Raw genomic sequence first — 22,846 nt, 5'->3', positions numbered from 1 at the left:
GCAATCCACCGCGAAGCGGCTCCGCCCTCTGAAAGCGTCGATCCCGGGTCAAGCCCGGCATGACAAGCGGCGTGGCTAGTTGCGGCGCTTGAACACAATCACCAGCGGTGTAGGCACCCGGCCGTCGACATCGCGTGGGAGCACTTCAGCTTTTCTCAGCGCGGCAAGCACCGCGTCATCCCATGCCTTGACCCCACTGGGCTTGACGATTCGGCTGCCGACAATCGTGCCGTCGGGTGAGGTGCGCACTTCCACTTCGGCTTGCGGATTGCCCGGAGCGTCTTCGGGGAAGACGATGTAGGGGCGCACGCGCGCTTGCACTCGGCCACCGTAGCTGGCCGACGGACCGCTGGATTGCCGCGCGCTTCCGCCGGATGACGGAGCCCCATCCCCGCCCGTCGCGCTCTGCATCATTCGCGCAATGTTTTCCTTGCGCTGTGCTTCGAGCCGAGCGGCTTCCTGCTTGGCCTTCGCGGCTTTGGCGAGTTCGTCCTTGCGGCGGTCTTCTGCGGCCGCCTTCTCCGCAGCCTTGTCCGCCGCGACTTCTGCCGCCCGCTTTTCGGCCAGCTTCTTTTCGGCGGCCTTCGCCTCCGAGGCCTTCTGGGCTGCCTTCTCGGCTATCTTCTTCTCGGCCAATTCCTCGCGGCGCTCTTCTTCCTTGCGCCGTTTTGCCTCAGCCTTCTTCTGCGCTTCCTGCTCCAGGCGCTTTTCTTCCAGGCGTTCCTGCTTGCGCTTCTCGCGTTCGATGACGATCTGCGCATCGCGCTGCACAGGTGGCTCGATGACCGGTTCTGGCCTGGGAGCAGGTGGAGCAGGGGGCGCCTTGACGACCGCTGGTTCGGGCACGGGTGCAGGAGGGGGCGGGGGAACAGGCGAAGGCGCAGGCGGCGCGGCCTGCTGCGGCATTGCCGACCAAAGCTCTGCCTCGGCCGCGACGTTTTCAACGTCTTTCTTCCAGTTGATGCCCCAGGTAAGCGCTGCCGCAAGCAGCAGGTGCGCAATCACTGCGATCACAAAACCGCGTACCGCTGCCGGTTCATCCGGCGGGGCGAATTCGAGCCGTTCTGCAGCCGCGTCCATTGCCTACTTGGCCAACTGCACCGACAGGCCGACCCGCTGCACGCCGGCTCGCTGCAGGATGTCCATGACCTTCACCACGTTTTCGTAACGCACGTTCTTGTCAGCAGCGATCACGACGGCCACCGAACCCGCAGGTTTACCCGCCTGCGCCTTGCCGATCGCAGCCGCGATGGCGTTGGCAGGCAGGCGCGTGGTGCGCTCGCCGATCTTCACGTCCAGGCCCTCGTCGCGCGCGATGACGACCTGGATCACCTCGGTGGGTTGCGTGGCAGCCTTGCCGATGCTGGGCAGGTCGATCATGCTCGGTGCGATGAGCGGCGCCGTCACCATGAAGATGATGAGCAGCACCAGCATCACATCGATGAACGGGACCATGTTGATCTCGTTGATCGTGCGGCGGCCGCGACCGCGGGAGACCATGGACGGCATGTCAGTGGCCGGACGCCGAATGGGCGCCGAGGTTGCGCTGCAGGATGTTGGAGAACTCTTCGATGAAGGTCTCCAGCTTGATTGCGACGCGGTCGATGTCGCGCGCGAAACGGTTATAGGCAACGACCGCCGGAATCGCCGCGAACAGGCCGATGGCGGTCGCGACCAGCGCCTCGGCAATGCCGGGCGCGACGGTGGCGAGTGTCACGGTCTGCAGCGCGGCAAGGCCGGTAAACGCATGCATGATTCCCCACACAGTGCCGAACAGGCCGATGTAGGGCGACACGGAACCCACCGATGCGAGAAACGACAGGTGCGTCTCGACCGCATCCATCTCGCGCTGGAAGCTGGCCCGCATCGCACGGCGTGCACCGTCGAGCAGCGTGCCTGCGTCTTCGATGCGGCGCTCGCGCAGCTTCTGGTATTCGCGCATGCCGCTGGCGAAGATGCGTTCCATCGGGCCGGAGAGCTTGGCGTTCTGGGCGGCGGCAGCAAAGAGGTCGTTGAGACTTGTGCCCGACCAGAACTCGCGCTCGAACTCATCATTGAGCGAATTGATTCGCTTGAGCGAGAACAGCTTGCGAAAGATCGCCGCCCAGCTCGCAATCGAGATGCCGACCAGAAGCAGCATGACAAGCTGGACCACCCAGCTCGCGTGGAGGATGAGTTGCAGGATCGACAGGTCAGGGGTCATCGTGGGTTCAGTGCTTCCAGGATAGTGGGCGGGATTCTCTCAGGCTTCATCGATTGCGCCTGGACCCAGCCGATACGGATGGTGCCTTCGCAGAGCCGGACACGTTGCGGTGCGAGGAAGGCCTCCTGGACGATTATCAAAGATGCACGCCCTGTTTCTTCGAGACGCGCCGTAACAAGAAGTTCATCGTCCAGCCGTGCGGGGCGGTGGTATTTGATGGCGGTCTCGCCAACGACGAACATGCAGCCCGTGGTCTCGCGCAGTTCGCGCTGGCTGATACCGAGCGCGCGCAGCCATTCGGTGCGGGCGCGCTCGAAGTACTTGAGGTAGTTGGCATAGAAGACGATGCCGCCCGCGTCTGTGTCTTCCCAGTAAACGCGGATGGGGAACTCGAACGCCATGTCAGGCCAGCAGTGCGCGCAGGCGTTGCACCGCTTCCTGCAGGTGTTCCATCGAGCTTGCCGTGGAAAAGCGGATGAAGTTGGCCGTCTGCGCCACGCCGAAATCACGCCCCGGTGTCACAGCGACATGCGCGCGTTTCATGATCTCGAAAGTCAGCTCCCAGCTGTCTTTCACGCCCAGGCGGCGGCAGGCATCGGTGCAGTCGGCCCATGCGTAGAACGCGCCGTCGGGCATCACGGGCACCGCGAGGCCCATCGCGTTGAGCTGCGGTATGAACCAGTCGCGGCGCGCCTTGAACTCTGCGCGGCGGCGTTCGTATTCGGCCAGGCTGTCGGGCTCGAAGCAGGCAAGGGCTGCGTGCTGCGCAATCGTGCTGGGGCAGATGTAGAGGTTTTGCGCAAGCTTCTCGATGCCCAGCGCGACTTCGTCAGGCGCCACGATCCAGCCCAGGCGCCAGCCGGTCATGTTGAAGTACTTGGAAAAGCTGTTGATGCTGATCACCTGGTCGTCGATGCCCAGCGCCGTATGGCCGAAGGTGTCGTCGTAGGAAAGGCCCAGGTAGATTTCGTCGAGCATCGTGATGCCGTCATGCGCCTTCACGAATTCATGGATGCGCCTGAGTTCATCCGGGTGAATCGAGGTGCCGGTTGGATTCGAGGGTGATGCCAGCAGCACGCCGCGCGTCTTCGGTCCCCAATGGGCCTCGATCTTGTCGGCAGTGAGCTGGAAGCGCTCGGCAGCCGTGGCCGGTATGCGAATCGGCTCGCCGCCAGCCACCGTCACGAAGTGGCAGTTGCAGGGGTAGCTCGGGTCGGGCATCAGGATCTGGTCGCCGGGCTCGACGAGCGCCAGGCACGCGAGCTGCAAGGCAGCAGATGCGCCGGCAGTGATGACGATGCGGCGCGCAGGCACATCGACGCCGAAGCGGGTCGCATACCAGCCGCTGATGCGTTCGCGCAGCGCTTCCAGGCCGGTTGCGTGGGTGTACTGGGTGAGGCCGCGCGAGACGGCGCGCGCCGCGGCTTCCTGCACCAGGGGCGGCGCGGTGAAGTCGGGCTCGCCGATGTTCAGGAAGATCATCGGCCTGTCGGTGTGGGCGACTTCGCGTGCCAGCGCGGAGGCGGCCTTGGCGACCTCCATCACGTAGAACGGTTCGATCTGATCGATCAGGCGGGCGAGTCTCATGATTGCGTGGGTGCCATGCCTTCAGCGCGCCTTGCCGCTTTTCTTGTCGGCTTCGACTTCAGCGGGTCGCAAGGCCGGTGCAATGCCGTTCAAGACTGCGTTCACATACTTGTGGCCGTCTGTGCCGCCGAACTCCTTGGCCAGTTCGATGCATTCATTGAGCACCACGCGCCAGGGCACTTCGAGCGCGTGCTTGAACTCATAGGCACCAATCCACATGACGGAGCGCTCAATCGGCGAGATCTGCTCGAGCTTGCGGTCGAGCAGCGGGACGATGAGTTCGTCGAGCTGCGCGGCTTCGGCGATGCAGCCATGCAGCAGCGCGTCGTAGTGGGCGGAGTCGGCCTTGTGGAAGCCCGAGAGTTCGCGGGTGAAGGTGTCGATCGACTGCGCGTCATTGCCGCCGACGATGTACTGATACAAAGCCTGCAACGCAAATTCGCGGGCGCGGCTGCGATCCGATTTGGCGGAAGCCTTGCGCGCGCCGGTAGAAGTGCGGCCAGCGGCTGGCTTGGGGATCTCATTCATCAGATTTCGTCCAGCAGGTTGCACATCTCGACCACCACGCGCGCTGCATCGCTGCCTTTTTCGCTCTGGCGGGCAACGGCCTGTTCCAGGTTCTCGGTGGTGATGATGGCGTTGGCGATCGGCACCTGATAGTCCAGCGAGACGCGCGTGACGCCGGCTGCCGACTCATTGGCGACCAGCTCGAAGTGATAGGTCTCGCCGCGAATGACGCAGCCCAGTGCGATCAATGCGTCGTAATTGTTCTTTTCGGCCATCGCCTGCAGCGCGACGGGCACCTCCAGCGCGCCGGGTACTTTCAGATGGTCGATGCGGTCTTCTTCCACACCCAGCGCGATCAGTTCCGCCATGCAGGCCGCAGCGAGCGCGTCGGTGATGGTTTCGTTGAATCGTGCCTGCACGATGCCGATGGTGAGGTCCTTGCCATCGAGCGTATGGCTCTTGCCTTTGTTTGCGCCGAACATTTACTGGTTTTCTTTCTTCTCTGGGGGTGTGATGTAGCCGGCGATTTCGAGCCCGTAGCCGGCCATGCTCGGCATGCGGCGCGGATTGCCCATGAGGTTCATTCGCTGCACGCCGCATTCGCGCAGGATCTGCGCGCCGATGCCGTAGGTTCGCAGGTCCATGCGGCCGCTTTCGGGTGCTTGCGAGGCGCGCGCCGTGCCTTCAAATTGCCGCAGCAATTGCGCAGCGCTTTCGCCGCAGTTGAGCAGCACCGCCACACCCTTGCCGGCTGTCGCAATGTGGGTGAGGGCGGCGTCGAGATTCCATGAATGCATCGAGCGTCCGGCTTCCAGCGCGTCCAGCAGCGAGAGTGGCTCGTGGACCCGCACCGGCACGACCTCATCGGGCGACCATTCCCCGCGCACCAGCGCCAGGTGAAGGCCGTGGGTCGGCTTGTCTCGCCATGCGTGAGCCGTGAACCCGCCGTGGGCCGTCTGCAACATGCGGGTTGCGACTTTTTCAACTTGCGATTCGCTCTGGCTGCGGTGCTCGATCAATGACGCAATCGTGCCGATCTTCAGGCCGTGCTCGCTGGCGAACTGCTGCAGGTCCGGCAGGCGCGCCATCGTGCCGTCGTCCTTCATGATTTCGCAGATCACCGCTGCGGGCTCCAGCCCGGCCATGCCCGCCAGGTCGCAGCCCGCTTCGGTATGACCGGCGCGCATCAGAACGCCGCCATCGACCGCCTGCAAGGGGAAGATGTGGCCCGGCTGCACGAGGTCGTGCGCACTCGCATTGCGTGCGACAGCCGCCTTGACGGTGCGCGCACGGTCGGCAGCCGAGATGCCGGTTGTCACGCCGTGGGCCGCTTCAATGGAGACGGTGAAGGCTGTTCCCATCTTGGTTCCGTTGCGCGCCACCATCGGCGGCAACTGCAGCAGTTCGCAGCGTTCGCGGGTGAGTGTCAGGCAGATCAGGCCCCGGCCGAAGCGGGCCATGAAGTTGATGGCCTCGGGCGTCACGTGCTCGGCGGCAATGACCAGGTCGCCTTCGTTTTCGCGGTCTTCTTCATCCACGAGGATCACGATGCGGCCTGCGCGCAGGTCATCGACGATGTCCTGTACCGGTGATATGGAGGCGGGAGCGAGGGATGCGGCAGGGGCGCTCATGCGGCGGCTTTCGAAAGTGTGGTGCCCGCTGTGAGCATGCGCTCCACGTAGCGGGCGATCAGGTCGATTTCCAGGTTGACGCGCGAGCCTGCGGCAAGGCTGCCCAGCGCGGTGTTCTGGACGGTGTGGGGAATGAGGTTGATGCTGAGTTCGCAGCCCTGGTCGCTATCGGCCACCGAATTGACGGTCAGGCTGACGCCATTGACGGTGATCGAGCCCTTGTAGGCGAGGAACTTGCCCAGGCTGGTGGGCGCGAGGATGCGCAGTTCCCAGCTTTCGCCGACCTGGGCAAACCGGGTGACCTCGCCCAATCCGTCCACATGGCCCGAGACGATGTGGCCGCCCAGCCGGTCGTGGGCACGCAGGGCTTTTTCGAGATTGATCGGCCCCGGCGTGGAAAGCCCTGCGGTCAGGCGCAGCGACTCGGCGGAGATGTCGATCTCGAAGGTGGAAGATGCCTTGTCGAACGTGGTGACCGTCATGCAGGCGCCGTTCAGGGCGATGCTGTCTCCCGGGCCGACGTCGTCGAGGTACCCGGCTGGCGCTTCGATGGTGAGGCGCTTGCCGTGCTGTAAAGAGCTACCCAGGTCGTGGACGGCGGCGATGCGCCCCACGCCGGTGATGATTCCGGTGAACATGGGCGCCATTTTCCCCCAGAACCAGTTCACCTCCCGAAATCCGTTGCGCGCGCGCCGTGTTGCCGACCGCCCGGCGCGGTCGCGCTACCGGCTGTCGGAGCCCCGGCGGCGCGCTGCAGTCGGCTCGCTACATTCGCTTTCGAGGGCAATTGCGTCAAAGGAGACGGTATGCGACGAGGGATTTCCAGGGGTTTCACGCTGATCGAGCTGATGGTGGCAGTCGCCATCGTCGCCATTTTGTCCAGCGTCGCGTATCCGGCCTACACCAGCCATGTGAAGAAGGGCGTGCGACGCGCGGCGCAGGCCCAGATGATGGACCTGGCCAGTCGCGAGCAGCAGTTCATGCTGTCCAACCGTGCCTATGTGCCTTACAACACCATCACGAACAGCGGCTACGCGCTCCCTGCAGACCTCGCCCAGAAATACACGCCATCGATCACGGTGGGCACCAGCACCGTGCCTTCCTACACGGTCACCTTCACCGCCATCGGCACCCAGGCCAGCGACGGCAACCTCACCCTCAATAGCGAAGGGACGAAGCTCCCGGCGGACAAGTGGTGAGCACGCGGTCAGGCGTGAGATCGCCGCCCCGGCGCGCGATCAGGGGGACTTCCATGGTGGAGGTCCTGGTCACGCTGGTCATCATCGCTTTCGGCCTGCTCGGGATTTCGGGCATGCACCTGCGCCTGCAGACGGTCGAACTGGAGTCCTACCAGCGCTCGCAGGCGCTGCTGCTGCTCAACGACATGGCCAACCGGCTCATGACGAACCGGACGGTAGCCGCGTCTTATGTCACCGGCAGCGGCAATCCCCTGGGCGCCGGCATGACATGCCCGACCACGACGTCAACCGTCGTGCAGCGTGACTTGACCGAGTGGTGCAATGCCCTGCAGGGCGCATCTGAAACGACCACCGTGGGCAGCGTCACCAGCCGGGTCGGCGTGATGGTCGGTGGTCGCGGCTGCGTGGAGACCGTGGGTTCGGACTACCTGATCACCGTGGCATGGCAAGGCATGGGCGCGGTCTCGGCGCCGCCTACATCGGTTGCCTGCGGGCAAGGCAGCTACAACACGGCGGGTACGTCATGCGTGAACGACGCCTGTCGCCGGGTGGTGACGACCATCGTGCGGGTGGCTGCGCTATGAGGCGGCAACTCAGGTCCCTGCGCCAGCGCGGCTTCACGCTGGTCGAGCTGATGGTGTCGCTGGCCATCGGCCTGCTCATCATCCTGGCGCTGTTGACGCTGATGATCAGTGTCAATCGCAGCAACAACGAGATGGTCAAGGCCAACCGGGTCATCGAGAACGGCCGGTTCGCGCTGATGCTGCTGGCGGCGGATGTGTCTCATGCGGGGTTCTGGGGCGGGTACATTCCGCAGTTCGATGACTTGACCGCTTCCACCACGATCGCACCGGCTGATTACCCGACGGCTGTTCCCGACCCGTGCCTGGCCTACGCCTCCTGGACCGCGCAATACAAGACCAACCTGATCGGGATTCCGGTCCAGGGATACGAAATTCCTGCGACGGTGCCGTCGCCCACCTTGTCTGTTTGCGCGACGAAGGTTGTCAGTCCCAAGGCGAGTACCGATGTGCTGGTGATCCGGCATGCCGAACTGCGCGATTTCAAATGTGTGCCAGGTGCGTCCGGCTGCACTGCAGTTGATGGCGATGTCCACTTCCAGATGGACCGGACCTGCGGCACGGCAGCGCCAACGGTTCCGTATGTGATGGATGCGGACAAGACACAGTTGACCCTGCTCCAGCGTGCCACTGCATCGTCGAGCTGCGCTACCACCGAAATGGCGGCGTATCGCAAGGTGATCTCCAATCTTTACTACGTTCGCAACTATGCGGTGACAGCGGGTGACGGCATTCCTACGCTGATGCGTTCACAACTGGGGTCCGGGGGCGGTGTGGTGGAACACAAGGCCGCCGAACCGCTCATCGAGGGCGTCGAGGGTTTCCGTGTTGAGTTCGGTGTCGATTCGCTCAGTGATTCGGGCGCTGCGGTGAATCACGCTGCAGCGATCAACTGGTCCAGCGCCACCACACTGACTTCACCCACCAATCGCGGCGACGGGATTCCCGAAGGGGCCTATGTGCGGTGCACCACGGCCACGCCATGCACCATCGCCCAGTTGGCCAACACAGTCGCCGTCAAGATCTACGTGCTGATCCGCTCCGACAACATCACGCCCGGCTACACCGACGACAAGACCTACACCCTGGGCAGCACGACGCTCGGTCCGTTCAACGACCGCTACAAGCGGCACCTGTTCCAGCAGACCATCCGCCTGCAGAACGTGTCTTCGCGCAGGGAGACGCCATGACGCGCAGTTTCAGCGCCCGCCAGGCGCAGCGCGGCGCGACGCTCATCATCGGCCTGATCATGATGGTGCTCATCACGCTGATCGTGTTGAGCGCGTTCACGCTCAGCTCGACCAACGCGAAGTCGGTGGGCAACATGCAGGTTCGCGAAGAAGCCATCGCAGCCGCGAACCAGGCGATCGAGCAGGTGATGAGCACCGATTTCACCGCAGCTCCAGCGGCTGAGTCGATCGACGTCGATATCAACAAGGATGACACGATCGACTACTCGGTGGCACTTGCAATACCCGTGTGTGTGCGTGCCATCGCGGCGACCACCAGCGTCGGCTGCGATACCGAACACCCCGAGCTTTGCACCGGCTCGACCTGGCATTCCGAATGGGATATCAACGCGACAGTCACCGACGCCGCCAGCGGCGCGAGGGTCAACATCAAGCAAGGGGTCCGCGTGTTGCTGACCGACTCCCGCAAGCAGTTAGTGTGCCCTTGAGGCTCAGGGAAACATCATGAAAACGATTTTCAGGCGGTGCGCCGCCATCCTCTCGATCTTGTGTTGCATGCCCGTGATGGCAGAGGACATCGACCTGTTCGTCGGCACCTCGACCGCCAGCACCGACATACCGAATGTGCTGATCATCCTGGACAACACGGCCAACTGGAACACGGCATTCGTGAATGAGAAGGCTGCGCTGGTGTCGGTGTTCAACGGGTTGACAGCCAACAAGTTCAACGTCGGCCTGATGATGTTCACCGAGACAGGTGGCGGCAACAGCGGCAATGACGGCGCCTATGTCCGAATGGCGATGCGCAAGATGGATGCGAGCACCAAGGCGTCTTACGCCGCCATGATCAATAGCCTGGACCAGACGGCGGACAAGTCCAATGGCGGCAAGATCGGCAAGGCGATGTGGGAGGCTTACCACTACTACAAGGGCCTGGCACCGCACGCCGGCAACGAGAAGGCCAAGACAGACTACCTGGGCAACACGTCCGGCACGACCCAGAGCCAGGCTATCTATGCCATGGCGGCCAATGCGCTGGCCAGCAAGAACGCGACCTCCTACCGGTCGCCGATCGACTGGAGCGGCTGCGCCAAGAACTACATCATCTACATCAGCAACGGCGCGGCGCAGGACAACACTTCTGACACCACCGCTTCAAAAAATGCGTTGGCTGCAGCCGGCGGTGTGACCACAACCATCCCCATCAGCCCCAGCGGCTCGCAGGACAACGTGGCCGACGAGTGGGCGCGCTTCATGAAGAAAAGCACGGTCGGCGCGACTGTCTACACGATCGACATCAACAAGGTGACCACCGGCCAGGGTCCTGGATGGACCTCATTGCTCAAGAGCGTCGCAGGCCAGTCCTCGGGCAAGTACTTCGACGTCGCCAGCACCGGCACCCAGATCATGGATGCCCTGAACGACATCTTCTCGGAGATCCAGTCGGTCAACAGCGTGTTCGCATCGGTCAGCTTGCCAGTCAGCGTGAACACGCAGGGCAATTACCTGAACCAGGTGTACGTCGGCATGTTCCGTCCCGATGCAGACTCGGCACCGCGCTGGAACGGCAACCTCAAGCAGTACAAGCTGGGCCGCACCAACGGCGTTCTGCGGCTGCAGGATGCGGACAGCTCACCGGCCATCAATAACCAGACCGGTTTCGTGACGGAGTGCGCCCGAAGTTTCTGGACGCCCAATGTGCTGGACACTGAATTCGCGTCCAGGGAGCAGGGGGATTGCCTGACCGTCGCCAATTCACGAGCGTCGAACTATCCCGATGGAAATATCGTGGAGAAGGGCGCCCAGGCCTACCGATCCCGGGCCACAGCGACTCGAACGGTCTACACCTGCAGCCCGGTCTTTATTGACTGCACGAACCTGGATCCTTTTGCCGTGTCGTCGGTTTCGACGGCTGCGCTGGGTGCGGCGGACTCCACTGAAAGAAATGCGCTCATCAACTGGGCCAAGGGCACGGACGTCGATGACGAAGACCTCGACGGCAACTCGACGACCGAGCGCCGCCTCACGATTCACGGTGACGTGGTGCACTCCCGGCCGGTTGCCCTGAATTTTGGCAGCGACGATGCGAATGCCAATGTGGTGGTGTTCTACGGCAGCAACGACGGCTGGTTCCGCGCCGTCAATGGCAATCGGACGAACGCCATCGGCACCATCCCGGCCGGCGGTGAGATGTGGTCGTTCATGCCTCCAGAGTTCTACAGCAGCGTGAAGCGCCTGCGTGACAACACCACCCAGGTGAGCACACCGGGCAACAGCGGCGCTGGCACGGCTCCCAAGCCTTATGGCATGGACGGCCCGATCACCGCTTTCAAGGGCACGATCAGCGGCAACGCCAAGGCGTTCGTGTATGCCTCCATGCGCCGCGGCGGCCGCGCGATCTATGCATTTGACGTTACCAACAGCGTCAGCTCGCCCACCTCCCCGGTGCTCAAGTGGAAGATCGGCTGTTCGGCCGACGGATCGTCCTGCTCGACCGGCATGACCAACATGGGCCAGTCATGGTCTTCGGTGCGTACCTTCACCACCACGTCCGTCGGCTCCGGCGCAACACCGCTGTTGATCTTCGGCGGCGGCTATGACACCTGCGAGGATTACGACAGCGGCTCTGCCAATCACAACTGCACATTGACCTCCAAGGGGAATGTGATTTATGTGGTCAATGCCGACACGGGTGCGCTGGTCAAGACTTTCAACACCGGTGGAATTCGCGGCGTCATCGCTGACGTGACTTTTGTGCGCGACTCCCTGGGGCAGGTCGTGTATGCCTACGCGGCAGACCTGGGTGGTGACATCTATCGCATCACCTTTGCCAGCACGGTCGCCACCTGGGCGATGGACAAGATTGCTTCGCTGGGATGCCCGACGATCGTTGCATGCGCCGCACCCCGCAAGTTCATGTTTGCCCCCAGCGTTGTGCAAAACACCGATGGCAGCTACCAGATCATGATCGGCTCCGGCGATCGCGAAAAGCCCCTGTTGACCTACGCCGTGACGAGCAGCGTTTCCAACTACTTCTTCTCGTTCAAGGACAAGCCGACAGTCGCCGCTGCCGTGTACCCCGGACTCACCTCCTGCGGCACGATCATCTGCCTGACGTCGCTGTGGCCCATCACGACTTCGGCGACGCCGACGGACGCCGAACTCGCGACCAAGCAGGGCTGGTATCTTGGCCTGACTTCAACCGAGCAGGTCGTGACTTCGGCCCTGACGGTTTCCGGCACGGTGACGTACAGCACGCACCAGCCTGCGGTTGCGACAGCAGGCTTGTGCAGCGCCAATCTGGGCACCACCCGGGTCTACAACGTCAGTTTCAAGAACGCTGCGAGCGCGAATGGCACCGACGTCCGATATGAAGACGTTTCGGGCGACGGCCTGCCCCCGTCTCCTGTGGCGGGTCGCGTGACCCTGGACGACGGCAGCCAGCTGCCGTTCTGCATCGGTTGCAGCAAGGACTCTCCGCTGGAGGGCAAGGAGCTGAGCGGCGGTGGCGGAATCGTGCAGCCCAAGGCTCGTCTTTACTGGTACATCCAGAAATGAAGCAACGCGGCTTCACGCTCATCGAACTGCTGGTCACCATCGCGATGGTCGGCATTCTGGCGGCGCTTGCCGCGCCATCTTTCAACAATGCGATCCTGAGCAACAAGCTGACGACGACCGCCAACACCTTCATGTCCAGTGCGCTGTTCGCGCGCAGCGAGGCGATCAAGCGCAATGTGCCGGTGACGATGTGCCGTTCCGCCGACGGCCTGACTTGCGCAACTACCGGGACATGGCAGCAAGGCTGGATCGTGATGTGCAACTTCAACACCGCGACACCGGGTGTTTGTGTCACTGGTGGTTCCGATGTTCAGGTGTTGCTGCGGCAGCAGGCGATTTCGTCGGACTATCACTTCACGGGTGATGCCTATAGCCTGTCGTTCGATCCGGCTGGCGCAGGTACGACAACGGCCGCTCTTATCCTGTGCCGGGCGTTGCCTGCCCCCGGCGCGCAAGAACGCACCATCGCAGTCTCGGCCACGGGGCGTCCCACGGTGGCGACCACCAAACTCGGTGTCTGCGCATAGGAAATTTGTCACCGTGCAACCGCGGTAGATTGCGCATCAGTCGCAGGGTCGCAGCGGCGGTAGCGACCTAAATTCCGGGCATGAAAATGCCCCTGCACATTCCTGCGCACTGCCGATCCCGTCACAGCGGTTTCACCCTCACCGAACTGCTGCTTTCCATCGCAATCTCTGGCGTCTTGCTCGCCGTCGCATTGCCCAGTCTGGGCAGCGTGATGTCGTCGACCCGGCTCAATTCGGCATCTGCCGAATTCTTTTCTTCGCTCCTGCTTGCCCGCAGTGAAGCGATCAAGCGCGGGGCTAACGTCACGGTCTGCAAATCGGCCGACGGTGTGGCCTGTTCCCTGGCCGGCGGCTGGGAGCAGGGATGGGTGGTGTTTGGCGACACCAACGAAGACGGGCTGCACGATCCCGCGGAAACCGTCATCCACCGTGGCGCGGCGCTGGACGGCAAGGTGCGCCTGACCGGCAACCTGAATGTCGCGCGCTACATCACGTTTACCGCCGCTGGTGCGACACAGCTGACGAGCGGAGCCTTCCAGGCGGGCACATTGACGTTTTGCCGGGAGTCCGAAACGGCCGGCCCGGCAAGGCAGATCATCCTGAGCGCCGCAGGCCGTCCCAGGCTGCACAAGCTCACGGTTCAGAGCTGCTGAACCTGGCCTTGTGTCAGGCGCTGGTGCCTCGGTCGACCCGGGCGAGGATTCGCAGGTCGTCACCTATCAGTGCGGTCTCTCGAAAAGAGAGCTGCAGCGCCTGGGTCAACGCGGTCAGCGGACCGAAGTCGGCCATCGGCTGGCCGTGTCCGAGCAATTTCGGCGCAAGGTACAAAAGGAACTCATCGACGAGCGCTTCCCGCACCAGCGAGCCGTTGAGCTTGTGGCCGGCTTCGACATGCAGTTCGTTGATTCCCCGAGCGGCCAGGTCGCGCAGCATGGCGGCCAGATCGACCTTGCCGCGCGAATTGGGCATGACAAGGACCGTTGCGCCTTGGGCTTCGAGTGCGGTGCGCCGGTCGGGTTCTGAATTCCCGGCGTAGATCAGCACCGGGCGACCCTCGATGAACACCTTGGCGTCCAGCGCAAGCTGCAGTTGGCTATCGACGATGACGACAGGCGGCTGATGGGTCACCGGAGCCAATCGGACATCGAGCCGGGGGTTGTCAGCTACCACTGTTCCGATGCCCGTGAGGATGGCGCCCCCGCGCGCGCGCCAGGCATGCCCGTCGGCGCGAGCTTGCGCACCGGTAATCCACTGGCTGGCGCCGTTGTCCAGTGCGGTCCTTCCGTCCAGCGACGCAGCGATCTTCAGGCGCACCCACGGCAGTCCGCGTTCCATGCGGCTGAAGAAGCCGATGTTGAGTTCGCGCGACTCATTGGCACCAGGACCGGTTTCGACGGCGATGCCGGCTGCGCGGAGCCGGTCGAAGCCCTGGCCCGCGACCTGGGGATTGGGGTCAGCCAGCGACGCAACGACACGCGCCACGCCCGCTTGCACCAGCGCATCGCAGCAGGGAGGCGTACGGCCATGGTGCGAGCAGGGCTCCAGCGTCACGTAGGCGGTTGCGCCCTGAGTGCTGTTGCCTCGCCGGGCGGCATCGCGCAGCGCCATGACTTCTGCGTGCGGCCCGCCGGCCTGCTGCGTGTGACCTTCACCCAGCACCTGATGGCCATCGGGCGAAACAATGACGCAGCCGACTCGTGGATTGGGCTCTGAAAGACCGATTGCGCAGCGGGCCAGGGTGAGAGCCCGGTCCATTGGCGCAACCTGTTCAGGCGAGAGACTCGCTGGAGTCACGCGACCTACCGCCTCACCTCGTCCACCAGCGTCTTGAACTCGTCGATGTCCTCAAAGCTGCGATAGACGCTGGCAAAGCGCACATAGGCCACCTTGTCCAGCTTCTTGAGTTCGCGCATGACGAGCTCGCCGATCCGGTTGGAGGGCACTTCGCGTACACCGAGGTTCAGGAGTTTTTCTTCGATGCGCTCCACGGCGTTGTCGATCTGCTCGGTGCTGACCGGGCGTTTGCGCAACGCAAGATTCATCGATGCGAGCAGCTTGACGCGCTCGTAGTCGATGCGCCGCCCGTCCTTCTTGACGATCGCAGGAAAGGTGACGTCGGGCCGCTCGTAAGTGGTGAAGCGCTTTTCGCAGCTCAGGCACTGCCGCCGGCGGCGGATGAAGTCCCCGTCTTCGGCGACGCGAGTCTCCACCACCTGGGTCTCGTCGTTGCTGCAGAAGGGGCACTTCATCGCAGCTTATCCATAGACAGGGAAACGGCGGGTCAGCGCGTGCACCTTCTCGCGCACGGCGGCGATGTTGTTGGCGTCGCGCGGGTTGTCGAGCACGTCGGCGATGAGGTTGGCCGTGATGCGCGTTTCTTCTTCCTTGAAGCCGCGCGTTGTCAGGGCCGGTGTGCCGATCCGCACGCCGCTGGTGACCATCGGCCGCTCGGGGTCGTTGGGGATCGCGTTCTTGTTGATGGTCATGTGGGCCTCGCCCAGCACGGCCTCGGCTTCCTTGCCGGTGATGCCCTTGGCCCGAAGGTCCACCAGCATCACGTGGCTTTCGGTGCGGCCGCTCACGATGCGCAGGCCGCGCTCGACCAGCGTCTCGGCCATGACCTTCGCGTTCTTTGCGACCTGTTCCTGGTAAGCCTTGAATTCGGGTTGCAGCGCTTCCTTGAATGCGACCGCCTTGGCGGCGATCACATGCATGAGGGGGCCGCCTTGCAGGCCGGGGAAGATGGCGCTGTTGATGGCTTTCTCGTGCTCGGCCTTCATCAGGATGAAGCCGCCGCGCGGGCCGCGCAGGCTCTTGTGCGTGGTGGACGTGACGACATCGGCATAAGGAACCGGGTTGGGATACACGCCCGCTGCGATCAGGCCTGCGTAATGCGCCATATCGACCATGAAGATCGCGCCGACGTCCTTGGCCACCTTGGCAAAACGCTCGAAATCAATCTTCAGGGAATAGGCCGAGGCCCCCGCAATGATCAGCTTGGGCCTGGATTCGTGGGCCTTGCGCTCCATGGCGTCGTAGTCGATCGCTTCATCGGCATCGAGGCCATAGGAGACGACGTTGAACCACTTGCCGCTCATGTTCAGCGCCATGCCGTGCGTGAGGTGACCGCCTTCGGCCAGGCTCATGCCCATGATGGTGTCGCCGGGCTTGAGGAAGGCCAGGAATACGGCCTCATTGGCTTGCGCGCCGGAGTGCGGCTGCACGTTGGCGGCGTCGGCGCCAAAGATTTTCTTGATGCGGTCGATCGCCAGCTGCTCGGCGATATCGACGTTTTCGCAGCCGCCGTAATAGCGCTTGCCGGGATAGCCCTCGGCGTACTTGTTGGTGAGCTGCGTGCCCTGCGCCGCCATGACGGCCGGCGATGCATAGTTTTCGCTGGCGATCAGCTCGATGTGATCTTCCTGGCGCTGGTTCTCGGCCTGGATGGCGGCCCAGATTTCGGGATCGGTTTGCTCGACGAGATTGTTACGTTGGAACATTGGCAGTCCTATGGCTGGTGGGTAGCTGCCCAGGCGAACGGCTGATCACCGGCATTGAGCCGGCGGTGCGCTTCCCAGTGGTTGATGCGGGGGTTGCCCGCATGGATTTCCACGTCAGCGCCGGCCGTCTGGGGATGAATTCAGAGAGCGGCGCCTATCGCCAGTCGCGCACGGCGCTAGTGTAACGCGCGATCTCAGGAGACCGAGAGCACCGCGATCTTGTCTTCGGCAGCCGGGGAGGGCATCGGAAGGGGAGCCGATTCTGGAAGCGGCATGGCCAGCGGGGCGGCGGGAGCCACGGTGCGAATCACCGTCGGAGCCGCCAGCGGCACTGCACGGCCAGTAGCCACCATGAGCAGGCGCCCATGTTCGGCCATCACCTTTTCTGCGTAGCCTCCGTCGTCGGCCTGGTTGGCTGCGCCTACGTAAAACTTCAGCCCGGCATGCAGTGACCCGGCGCGCTGTATGCATTCCTGCAGCACCTTCACGCCGACACGCAGGTTGGTGACCGGATCGAAAGCCGCGTGCTTGCCGCCAAAGTTATCGTATTTGTCCTTGTGAATGCCGGTCATGACCTGCATCAGGCCCTGGGCACCCACGGGGCTCTGGGCAAAAGGGTTGAAGCCGGATTCGACCGCCATCACGGCGAGGATCAGCGTCGGATCCAGCTTGGCGCGCGCGCCGATTTCATAGGCTTCGGCAACCAGTGCGCTGACCGGTTCAGGCGCGACCCGATATTTCTTGCTGAGCCAGTAAGCCACGGCGGCCTGTTGCTTGGGCAGGTCATGCGGGTTGGCTGCCGTGGCGCGATCAATCGCGTCCAGCTCGATTGGCAAACCGACCACTGCTTCCTGGCGGGCCTGCAGCCAGCCCATGAGGCGGGTTTCGCCTTCCTTGCGCAGATCGTCGCGGGCGACCAGGGTAACCATGCAGAACACGGTCGCGAGGCCTACAAGGGCGAAGCTGTTGTGGGTGATTTCAAAAAAGCCCGATGCGACGTCGGACGCAAACGTCCTGAGGCCCTGAGCGGTTCTTCCTAGCGCTGTCATAGCACTTCCTTTCTACGCGCGGGCCCGGTTAGTAACACTGCCTTTCAGCAGGATCACAGAACGCTCGGGCTCCTCGTTTGGATTGGTACGCCATCGAATGGTCATGAGCTTTCGTGGGTGCTCTTGGGACCGGTTCAACTTAGCCGGGTTCGGCAGCGAATTCGGGTTGTCCCTAGTGCTTTTGCCAGGGACCGGCGGATTTTAGAGGTCAGCTAAATATCAAGTCAAGCATATAAATGCTGTTTTATATGCATCTGGTTGCATGTCGTTAAGCGAATTTACAGCTCGGGCGGTACTATTTCATGTCAGCCCCGAGAGACTTTTCCTGTCGGAAATCGCTGACATGCGCTGGGGTCGACATCAGATTTCACTCACCCCTGCGTGCTGGATGTCAATTCAATCCGTGCAATCGCAGCCCTCGTGCCGATTGAAATTGACTCCTTGAATTGCGCGCGAACGACGACTACCTTGAACAGGTCCGAGCGATCGGGCATCAGCCGGTAGGGCCATCGCAAGGTGGCAGCCCCGGCCCAACTTGGAAGCAATCCCTTGCTTCCGGCGCGACCGGGGACATAGACCTCCCTGTTCGCGAACCCAGGCGGCGAAGGACTTGGAGTCAGCCGTCAAGCCCGGCGGGTGGTTTTGCTGCCCGTCCGGGCTTTCTCTTTTTTTGGGCGCACCCGTTTAGCGGCGAGAATAGCGGTCCTGCCCTCTGCGCGAGGGCAGTCCCTATTATTAGATGGACAGACAAGAGCAGTGACCCAAGCCACCCAGAAGCCCAACGACACCCGTACCCTCGACGCCCTGACTGGTGGCGCCTTTACAGCCCCTACCGCTGGCGAGCGCGCCGCGCGCGTGCGTGACTGGCTGGCGACAAGTCCCGCCGTCGAGCAGATCCAGGAAGTTTTTCGCGAACTGAGCGGGCGCGACAAGGGTGCAGCCAAGCTCCTTCGCGAACGCCTGGACGAGATCAAGCGCACCAAGGGCCAGGAAGCGATTGCCACCGAGTGGGCCGAAAAGGCGACTGCGTTGCTCGCCCTGCCCAAGGTCAATATTGCCGATGCGATGGCCTGGCAGCGTGATGCAGCCAAGGCCGGTGCACCGCTGAGCAAGGAACCGCTTGCGTCGCTCAAGGCCCAGTTGGCCGACCGCATCAGGGGGATCGAAGATCTCCAGCATCGCGTACAGGTCCAGCGCGAGGCCGCAGTGTTGCTGGCCCAGCGGATCGAAGTGCTGTCCACCAAGTCATGGCGCGATGCGCAAGCGGCGGGTGAGGCCCTGGCAACCGACGTGCCTGATTGGCAAGCCCAGGCGCAGTCACTTCTGGCCGACGCGAACTGGGCCAGCGTTGACACCAAGTTCCCTCCTTTGCTCGAGGCATCGCGTACGCAGCTGCAGGCTGTGTGGGACGCCTTCCAGAGCGCGGTGGCACAGGCCATTGCGGCCGCACAGGACGCATCAGCGCCCCTGCCGCCGGTGCCGGTCTGGGCAGACGAGTTGCGCGTTGCTCGCGGCGTACCGGTCGAGGCGCCGTCCAAGCCGTCACGTCCCAAGGTAGATCCTGAAGTGCGCGCCAAGGCGACGGCCGTTGTTCGCGACGTGCTGGCCAAGCTGGAGGCCGAGATTGCACAGGGTCATGGCAAGGCCAGTGCAGGCGCAGCGCTGGCGCTGCGCAATGCGCTGAAGGAACATGGCAAGCTCGTGGACGACAAGCTGGAGAACCAGGCCCATGCGGCGCTTTCGGCTGCCGGCGAGCTCGAAGGCTGGCAGCGCTGGCGTGCAGACCAGTTGCGCCACGAGCTGGTCGCCAAGGCAGAGGCGCTGTTTGAAGATGTGCCAGTGAAAGAGGCGAACGCCAAGGCACGCCCGATCACTGAGGCCCCCGCCGAGGCGGCCGCCGAGCTGGCGACCGAGGCGCCAGTGGATGCGGCAGTTGCCGCGCCTGTGGAAGCAAACACTGAAGCACAGGCCGAAACCATCGAGCCGGTGGAACAAGACGGTGCGGGCGTTGCAGCCGTTGAGCCAGAGGCTACCGAGCCATCGGCTGCGGCACCCGCCGCGCAGGATTCGACGAAACCCCAACCCCGCAAACCTCGCCAGCGTGCAGAGCGGCGTCCCCGCTTTGGCGGACGCAAGATGCAGGAGCAGCTGCGCGCGCTTCGCGAGCAGTGGAAGCAGACCGACCAGGGCGGCCCGCCCAACCACGCGCTGTGGAAGCGCTTCGACGACGCCTGCAACGAAGCCTATAAGGTGGTCGAGGCCTGGCTGGACAAGGTCAAGTCCGAGGCCGCCGAACACAAGGCCCACCGCATCGCGCTGATGGACGAGGTCAAGGCCTGGGCCGCTGACAACGTCACAGCCAAAGATGGCGACTGGAAGGGCTTTGCCCGCATCCTGAACCAGTTTGAATCGCGTTGGCGCGATGCCGGCCACTTGAGCGAGAAGGCGTTTGCTGAAATGCAACCGTTGTGGAAGGCGGCCATGCATGCGGCTGCGGCCCCGCTTGAGGCCGTGCAGAAGCAGAGCCTGGAAATCCGTCACGCGATGATCGACGAGGCCAGGGCTGTCGGTGCAGCGGCGCAGCTTCGGGTGGATGCCGTCCGGGCACTGCAGCAGCGCTGGCAGGCCGAGGCCCAGCGTATTCCGCTGGACCGAAAGCACGAGCAAAAACTTTGGGATGCGTTCAGGAAACCGATCGACGAAGCCTTTGGTCGCAAGGACGAGGAGCGCGAGAAGGCCGCGTCTGCATTGAGCGATCGCGACCGCACGGTGCTGGAGGCATCCAGGGCGCTGGAGGCGGCCAACGCCGCGGGCGATGCCCAGAAGATCAAGGCGGCGATGACGGCGCTTGAAAATGCACTGCGCGGACAGGCCCAGGCCGCCGCCGCGGTTGCGGCCGCTGGACCCGCGGTGCAATCGCCTGTCGTCGAGCAGGCGGATGCGCCTTCCGACGATGCGGCAAAGGCGAATGACGCGGTCAGCACGGATGGCGAAGTTGCCAATGGCGGCGATGCAGCAGAAGGTGCTGCGGCCGAGTCCGCGCCGGAGACTACGGCGCAAGCGTCCGCTCCGGTGGCCGCCCCCAAAGCGCCGCCCAAGCCCGTGATCGCACGGCGCGGTGATGACAGGCCCGGCATGAAGAAGACCGAGCCTGCGGCACCGATGCGCGGTGGCAAGTTCGGCAAGCCTGGCGAGCGTCGCGATGACCGCGGTCCGCGTCCTGATTCGCGCGGCCCCGATGCTCGCGGCGATGGCCGATTTGGCGGTGGCCGCTTTGGCGACCGACCTGCGCAGGAAGATCGCGGTCCCCGTCTGGGCGATGTGGCTTTCCGTGCGCAGCGCGATGCCCTTGAAAACGCGCAGCTCGCATTGAAGAAGCTTGCGGCGCAGGCGCATGGCGAGGCACTGACGCAGTTGATGACGGCCTGGGAGCATCGCTCGGGTGACCAGGTGCCGGGGCAGCAGGAATTCGGCAGGGGCGTGACGCCGGCAGTTCGTGGAGCTTGGGCGAAGGCCGTCTCCGGTGCGCCGTCGGGCGATGCAAGCGAGGCACTGCTCAGGTTGGAGATTGCTTCTGAGGTGCCGACGCCGGCCGAGCATCTCAATGCGCGCCGCGCCCTGCAGCTCAAACTGCTCACCAAGCGCAACGATCCGTCGCCACAGCAGACCTGGGGTGAAGATGCGGCTGCAGTTCTGGCCGCGCCTTTTGAAGGTGGCACCGCACGGCGACTGCAGACGGTACTGAAAACGCTGCTTCGCCGCTAAACCAGGGCGCTATTCAGGGGTGCTCCCGGCGCCCTTGAAAAAGCTGTCCAGCAGCGGTGCGAGCGCAGGGAACTCGGCTTCGAATCGGGGCCGGTTCACAAAATACGCCTCGCAGGCGACGGCAAAAAATTCGTCGATGGACTCGGCCCCGTAAGGGTCGAGCCAGGGCGTGTCGCCGCCAAAGCGCTCGGCCACGATCACCTTCTCGCGGAAGGCGTCGTATTCGGCCTGCATCACACCCAGCCATGCCTTGCGCGAGGTTCGCGATGCCAGGGGTGGGCAACCGTCGGGCGCGCCGTCGCGCATGTCGATCTTGTGGATGAACTCGTGGATCACCACGTTGTACCCCTGCGAAGCGGATTCGCCGGCGCTGGCGACGTCGTGCCAGCTGAGCATGACCGGCCCGCCGTCCATTGCTTCGCCCGTCAGCACTTCGCCGTAGTTGTGGACCACGCCGTCCTCGCCGGTGACCGTGCGATGCGCGAGCACTTCATCAGGATGTACCACGATGCCCACGAAGTCGTCATACCAGCCCAGTCCCAGGTAAAGCACGGGAAGCACCGCCTGCGCGGCGATCGACACAGCAATAGCGTCTGTGATGACCAAGCCATTTGCGCCGTGAAATTCCTTGTCATCCAGGAAACGCGAGGTGAGCTCGCGCAGCCGGATCTGCTCGTCGAGGGGTCGGTCAGAAAGAAAGGGATAGCGAACAAGCACGTCCGTCCACAGCGCGTCCGGAATGGCGCGCCTGGCGCCGAGACTGCGTAACCAGCCGAACATCAGGACAGGCGCAAGCGCTGCGCGCCGGCGGCGGTCAGGCGCAGCACTTCCATTCGGGCAGGAGCCGACCCGGCGTCCCAATCGCTGAGCACAATGCGCGGGCGGCCATCGGGCAATACATGGTCGGCAGGGCGATGCGTGTGGCCGTGAATCATCGCTGTCGCATTGCCGGCTGAAAGCCACTGGGTCGCCGCGTGCGAATCAACATCGGCATAGGCCTCGCCGGTGCGCTTGCGCGCTTCGCTTTGCTCTCGAAGGGCGCGGCCGATGGCCTCACGTTCGGCCAATGGCTTCGCAAGGAAGGCCTGCTGCCATTGGACCGAACGCACCTGCTCGCGAAACCGGAGGTAGTCGACATCGCCCAGGCAGAGCGCATCGCCGTGCGTCAGCAGCCAACGGTGGCCTGCGAAACCAAGGACCGTCGGATCCGCGAGCAGGGCGACTCCGTGCTCCTTCAAAAACGCTTGCCCCACCAGAAAGTCACGATTGCCGTGCATGAAAAACAATGCAGTGCGCGTTGATGTGGCACGCAGCACTTGCGCGCAGTCTGCAAGAAAGCCCGGCTGCTGCGCGGCGTCATCGCCGACCCAGACTTCGAAGAGGTCACCGAGGATGAACACCGCATCTGCCAGCGTCTGCCCCATGAAGCGCGACCATGCCTGGAAAGTCGCGGGATCCGACGCGTGCAGGTGCAGGTCGGATATGAAGTCAACCGTGCGCCACGACGCGGGAGCTACAAGCTCCGCGACGTGCGGCGCTGGGGACAGGC

23 protein-coding genes and 1 riboswitch are annotated in these 22,846 nt (G+C 63.6%); of the genes, 8 read left to right on the top strand and 15 right to left on the bottom strand.

Features of this window, described 5'->3' with window-relative positions; translation table 11 throughout:
- Window positions 1-75: 75 nt before the first annotated feature.
- From tolA to AQ12_RS07550, 9 genes are read right to left on the bottom strand one after another with little or no spacing between them, the layout of a single operon-like run.
- On the bottom strand, window positions 76-1,080 hold the full coding sequence (gene tolA / locus AQ12_RS07590; protein ID WP_048439280.1) for a cell envelope integrity protein TolA: 1,005 nt from the start codon (window positions 1,078-1,080) through the stop codon (window positions 76-78).
- A 3-nt stretch (window positions 1,081-1,083) separates the two neighbouring features.
- Window positions 1,084-1,509 carry a biopolymer transporter ExbD gene (locus tag AQ12_RS07585; RefSeq protein WP_048439279.1) on the bottom strand — a complete coding sequence of 142 codons (426 nt, stop codon included), beginning with the start codon at window positions 1,507-1,509 and terminating at the stop codon, window positions 1,084-1,086.
- A gap of 1 nt (window position 1,510) precedes the next feature.
- Complete coding sequence (gene tolQ / locus AQ12_RS07580) at window positions 1,511-2,203, bottom strand: protein TolQ (RefSeq protein WP_048439278.1); 693 nt, start codon at window positions 2,201-2,203, stop codon at window positions 1,511-1,513.
- Entirely contained in the window at window positions 2,200-2,604 is a 405-nt protein-coding gene (ybgC, locus tag AQ12_RS07575; protein WP_048439277.1) for a tol-pal system-associated acyl-CoA thioesterase, read from the bottom strand. Before ybgC ends, tolQ begins: the two co-directional genes overlap by 4 nt.
- Before the next feature lies 1 nt (window position 2,605).
- Entirely contained in the window at window positions 2,606-3,790 is a 1,185-nt protein-coding gene (locus AQ12_RS07570) for a pyridoxal phosphate-dependent aminotransferase (protein WP_048439276.1), read from the bottom strand.
- Window positions 3,791-3,811: 21 nt separating this feature from the next.
- Window positions 3,812-4,318 (bottom strand): transcription antitermination factor NusB, encoded by a 507-nt coding sequence (gene nusB / locus AQ12_RS07565; protein ID WP_048439275.1) that lies wholly within the window; start codon window positions 4,316-4,318, stop codon window positions 3,812-3,814.
- Window positions 4,318-4,779: a 6,7-dimethyl-8-ribityllumazine synthase gene (gene ribH / locus AQ12_RS07560; RefSeq protein WP_048439274.1), complete on the bottom strand. Its 462-nt coding sequence runs from the start codon at window positions 4,777-4,779 to the stop codon at window positions 4,318-4,320. Before ribH ends, nusB begins: the two co-directional genes overlap by 1 nt.
- A complete protein-coding gene (gene ribBA, locus AQ12_RS07555; RefSeq protein ID WP_048439273.1) occupies window positions 4,780-5,928 on the bottom strand; it encodes a bifunctional 3,4-dihydroxy-2-butanone-4-phosphate synthase/GTP cyclohydrolase II in 1,149 nt (382 codons plus the stop codon). It lies immediately after the preceding gene.
- Entirely contained in the window at window positions 5,925-6,566 is a 642-nt protein-coding gene (locus AQ12_RS07550; RefSeq protein ID WP_048439291.1) for a riboflavin synthase, read from the bottom strand. Before AQ12_RS07550 ends, ribBA begins: the two co-directional genes overlap by 4 nt.
- 168 nt (window positions 6,567-6,734) lie before the next feature.
- Between AQ12_RS07550 and AQ12_RS07545 the strand changes: the two genes are divergently transcribed.
- The 7 genes from AQ12_RS07545 (at window position 6,735) to AQ12_RS07515 (ending at window position 13,636) form a co-directional block, all read left to right on the top strand.
- Complete coding sequence (locus AQ12_RS07545; protein ID WP_048439272.1) at window positions 6,735-7,127, top strand: type IV pilin protein; 393 nt, start codon at window positions 6,735-6,737, stop codon at window positions 7,125-7,127.
- A 53-nt stretch (window positions 7,128-7,180) separates the two neighbouring features.
- The gene (locus AQ12_RS07540) at window positions 7,181-7,711 is read left to right on the top strand and encodes a pilus assembly protein (protein WP_048439271.1); all 531 of its coding nucleotides are present in this window, start codon (window positions 7,181-7,183) and stop codon (window positions 7,709-7,711) included.
- A complete protein-coding gene (locus tag AQ12_RS07535; RefSeq protein ID WP_053076615.1) occupies window positions 7,651-8,898 on the top strand; it encodes a PilW family protein in 1,248 nt (415 codons plus the stop codon). Before AQ12_RS07540 ends, AQ12_RS07535 begins: the two co-directional genes overlap by 61 nt.
- Entirely contained in the window at window positions 8,895-9,386 is a 492-nt protein-coding gene (locus AQ12_RS07530) for a PilX N-terminal domain-containing pilus assembly protein (RefSeq protein ID WP_048439269.1), read from the top strand. The genes AQ12_RS07535 and AQ12_RS07530 overlap by 4 nt, the downstream gene beginning before the upstream one ends.
- A gap of 16 nt (window positions 9,387-9,402) precedes the next feature.
- Complete coding sequence (locus tag AQ12_RS07525; RefSeq protein WP_152682719.1) at window positions 9,403-12,456, top strand: pilus assembly protein; 3,054 nt, start codon at window positions 9,403-9,405, stop codon at window positions 12,454-12,456.
- Window positions 12,453-12,983: a GspH/FimT family pseudopilin gene (locus AQ12_RS07520; protein ID WP_048439267.1), complete on the top strand. Its 531-nt coding sequence runs from the start codon at window positions 12,453-12,455 to the stop codon at window positions 12,981-12,983. Before AQ12_RS07525 ends, AQ12_RS07520 begins: the two co-directional genes overlap by 4 nt.
- An 80-nt stretch (window positions 12,984-13,063) precedes the next feature.
- Window positions 13,064-13,636: a GspH/FimT family pseudopilin gene (locus AQ12_RS07515; protein ID WP_053076614.1), complete on the top strand. Its 573-nt coding sequence runs from the start codon at window positions 13,064-13,066 to the stop codon at window positions 13,634-13,636.
- A 13-nt stretch (window positions 13,637-13,649) separates the two neighbouring features.
- Here the strand turns inward: AQ12_RS07515 and ribD are convergent, their stop codons facing one another.
- The 4 genes from ribD to AQ12_RS07490 all read right to left on the bottom strand — a co-directional run bounded on the left by ribD (window position 13,650) and on the right by AQ12_RS07490 (window position 17,532).
- A complete protein-coding gene (gene ribD / locus AQ12_RS07510; RefSeq protein ID WP_048439266.1) occupies window positions 13,650-14,738 on the bottom strand; it encodes a bifunctional diaminohydroxyphosphoribosylaminopyrimidine deaminase/5-amino-6-(5-phosphoribosylamino)uracil reductase RibD in 1,089 nt (362 codons plus the stop codon).
- Between the two features lie 44 nt (window positions 14,739-14,782).
- Complete coding sequence (gene nrdR / locus AQ12_RS07505; protein ID WP_048439265.1) at window positions 14,783-15,232, bottom strand: transcriptional regulator NrdR; 450 nt, start codon at window positions 15,230-15,232, stop codon at window positions 14,783-14,785.
- Between the two features lie 6 nt (window positions 15,233-15,238).
- Complete coding sequence (glyA, locus tag AQ12_RS07500) at window positions 15,239-16,483, bottom strand: serine hydroxymethyltransferase (RefSeq protein ID WP_048439264.1); 1,245 nt, start codon at window positions 16,481-16,483, stop codon at window positions 15,239-15,241.
- A 20-nt stretch (window positions 16,484-16,503) separates the two neighbouring features.
- A riboswitch (ZMP/ZTP riboswitch) is annotated at window positions 16,504-16,661 on the bottom strand.
- A 16-nt stretch (window positions 16,662-16,677) separates the two neighbouring features.
- Window positions 16,678-17,532, bottom strand: coding sequence for a lytic transglycosylase domain-containing protein (locus AQ12_RS07490; RefSeq protein ID WP_048439262.1), 855 nt, complete (start codon window positions 17,530-17,532; stop codon window positions 16,678-16,680).
- A gap of 756 nt (window positions 17,533-18,288) precedes the next feature.
- Here AQ12_RS07490 and AQ12_RS07485 point away from each other — a divergent pair.
- Window positions 18,289-21,297, top strand: coding sequence for a DUF349 domain-containing protein (locus AQ12_RS07485; RefSeq protein ID WP_048439261.1), 3,009 nt, complete (start codon window positions 18,289-18,291; stop codon window positions 21,295-21,297).
- 9 nt (window positions 21,298-21,306) lie between these two features.
- Here the strand turns inward: AQ12_RS07485 and AQ12_RS07480 are convergent, their stop codons facing one another.
- Together AQ12_RS07480 and AQ12_RS07475 are read right to left on the bottom strand one after the other, a co-directional pair.
- Window positions 21,307-22,077 carry a zinc-dependent peptidase gene (locus AQ12_RS07480; protein ID WP_048439260.1) on the bottom strand — a complete coding sequence of 257 codons (771 nt, stop codon included), beginning with the start codon at window positions 22,075-22,077 and terminating at the stop codon, window positions 21,307-21,309.
- Window positions 22,077-22,844: a UDP-2,3-diacylglucosamine diphosphatase gene (locus AQ12_RS07475; protein WP_048439259.1), complete on the bottom strand. Its 768-nt coding sequence runs from the start codon at window positions 22,842-22,844 to the stop codon at window positions 22,077-22,079. Before AQ12_RS07475 ends, AQ12_RS07480 begins: the two co-directional genes overlap by 1 nt.
- Between the last annotated feature and the right edge of the window lie 2 nt (window positions 22,845-22,846).

This window comes from Caenimonas sp. SL110, assembly GCF_001044395.1.
GTDB lineage: Bacteria > Pseudomonadota > Gammaproteobacteria > Burkholderiales > Burkholderiaceae_C > Ramlibacter.
The sequence above is the reverse complement of the archived record's forward strand: the minus strand, read 5'-3'. Positions and strand labels throughout refer to the sequence as shown.

What these genes read in the sequence shown, in the direction of transcription:
- AQ12_RS07490 (WP_048439262.1), bottom strand. Translation starts at nt 17,532, where the DNA reads ATGACAGCGCTAGGAAGAACCGCTCAGGGCCTCAGGACGTTTGCGTCC.
- ribD (WP_048439266.1), bottom strand. Translation starts at nt 14,738, where the DNA reads ATGGACCGGGCTCTCACCCTGGCCCGCTGCGCAATCGGTCTTTCAGAG.
- AQ12_RS07525 (WP_152682719.1), top strand. Translation starts at nt 9,403, where the DNA reads ATGAAAACGATTTTCAGGCGGTGCGCCGCCATCCTCTCGATCTTGTGT.
- ybgC (WP_048439277.1), bottom strand. Translation starts at nt 2,604, where the DNA reads ATGGCGTTCGAGTTCCCCATCCGCGTTTACTGGGAAGACACAGACGCG.
- AQ12_RS07540 (WP_048439271.1), top strand. Translation starts at nt 7,181, where the DNA reads ATGGTGGAGGTCCTGGTCACGCTGGTCATCATCGCTTTCGGCCTGCTC.
- nusB (WP_048439275.1), bottom strand. Translation starts at nt 4,318, where the DNA reads ATGAATGAGATCCCCAAGCCAGCCGCTGGCCGCACTTCTACCGGCGCG.
- tolA (WP_048439280.1), bottom strand. Translation starts at nt 1,080, where the DNA reads ATGGACGCGGCTGCAGAACGGCTCGAATTCGCCCCGCCGGATGAACCG.
- AQ12_RS07545 (WP_048439272.1), top strand. Translation starts at nt 6,735, where the DNA reads ATGCGACGAGGGATTTCCAGGGGTTTCACGCTGATCGAGCTGATGGTG.
- AQ12_RS07550 (WP_048439291.1), bottom strand. Translation starts at nt 6,566, where the DNA reads ATGTTCACCGGAATCATCACCGGCGTGGGGCGCATCGCCGCCGTCCAC.
- AQ12_RS07535 (WP_053076615.1), top strand. Translation starts at nt 7,651, where the DNA reads ATGCGTGAACGACGCCTGTCGCCGGGTGGTGACGACCATCGTGCGGGT.
- AQ12_RS07515 (WP_053076614.1), top strand. Translation starts at nt 13,064, where the DNA reads ATGAAAATGCCCCTGCACATTCCTGCGCACTGCCGATCCCGTCACAGC.
- glyA (WP_048439264.1), bottom strand. Translation starts at nt 16,483, where the DNA reads ATGTTCCAACGTAACAATCTCGTCGAGCAAACCGATCCCGAAATCTGG.
- nrdR (WP_048439265.1), bottom strand. Translation starts at nt 15,232, where the DNA reads ATGAAGTGCCCCTTCTGCAGCAACGACGAGACCCAGGTGGTGGAGACT.
- tolQ (WP_048439278.1), bottom strand. Translation starts at nt 2,203, where the DNA reads ATGACCCCTGACCTGTCGATCCTGCAACTCATCCTCCACGCGAGCTGG.
- AQ12_RS07585 (WP_048439279.1), bottom strand. Translation starts at nt 1,509, where the DNA reads ATGCCGTCCATGGTCTCCCGCGGTCGCGGCCGCCGCACGATCAACGAG.
- AQ12_RS07480 (WP_048439260.1), bottom strand. Translation starts at nt 22,077, where the DNA reads ATGTTCGGCTGGTTACGCAGTCTCGGCGCCAGGCGCGCCATTCCGGAC.
- ribH (WP_048439274.1), bottom strand. Translation starts at nt 4,779, where the DNA reads ATGTTCGGCGCAAACAAAGGCAAGAGCCATACGCTCGATGGCAAGGAC.
- AQ12_RS07570 (WP_048439276.1), bottom strand. Translation starts at nt 3,790, where the DNA reads ATGAGACTCGCCCGCCTGATCGATCAGATCGAACCGTTCTACGTGATG.
- AQ12_RS07530 (WP_048439269.1), top strand. Translation starts at nt 8,895, where the DNA reads ATGACGCGCAGTTTCAGCGCCCGCCAGGCGCAGCGCGGCGCGACGCTC.
- AQ12_RS07520 (WP_048439267.1), top strand. Translation starts at nt 12,453, where the DNA reads ATGAAGCAACGCGGCTTCACGCTCATCGAACTGCTGGTCACCATCGCG.
- ribBA (WP_048439273.1), bottom strand. Translation starts at nt 5,928, where the DNA reads ATGAGCGCCCCTGCCGCATCCCTCGCTCCCGCCTCCATATCACCGGTA.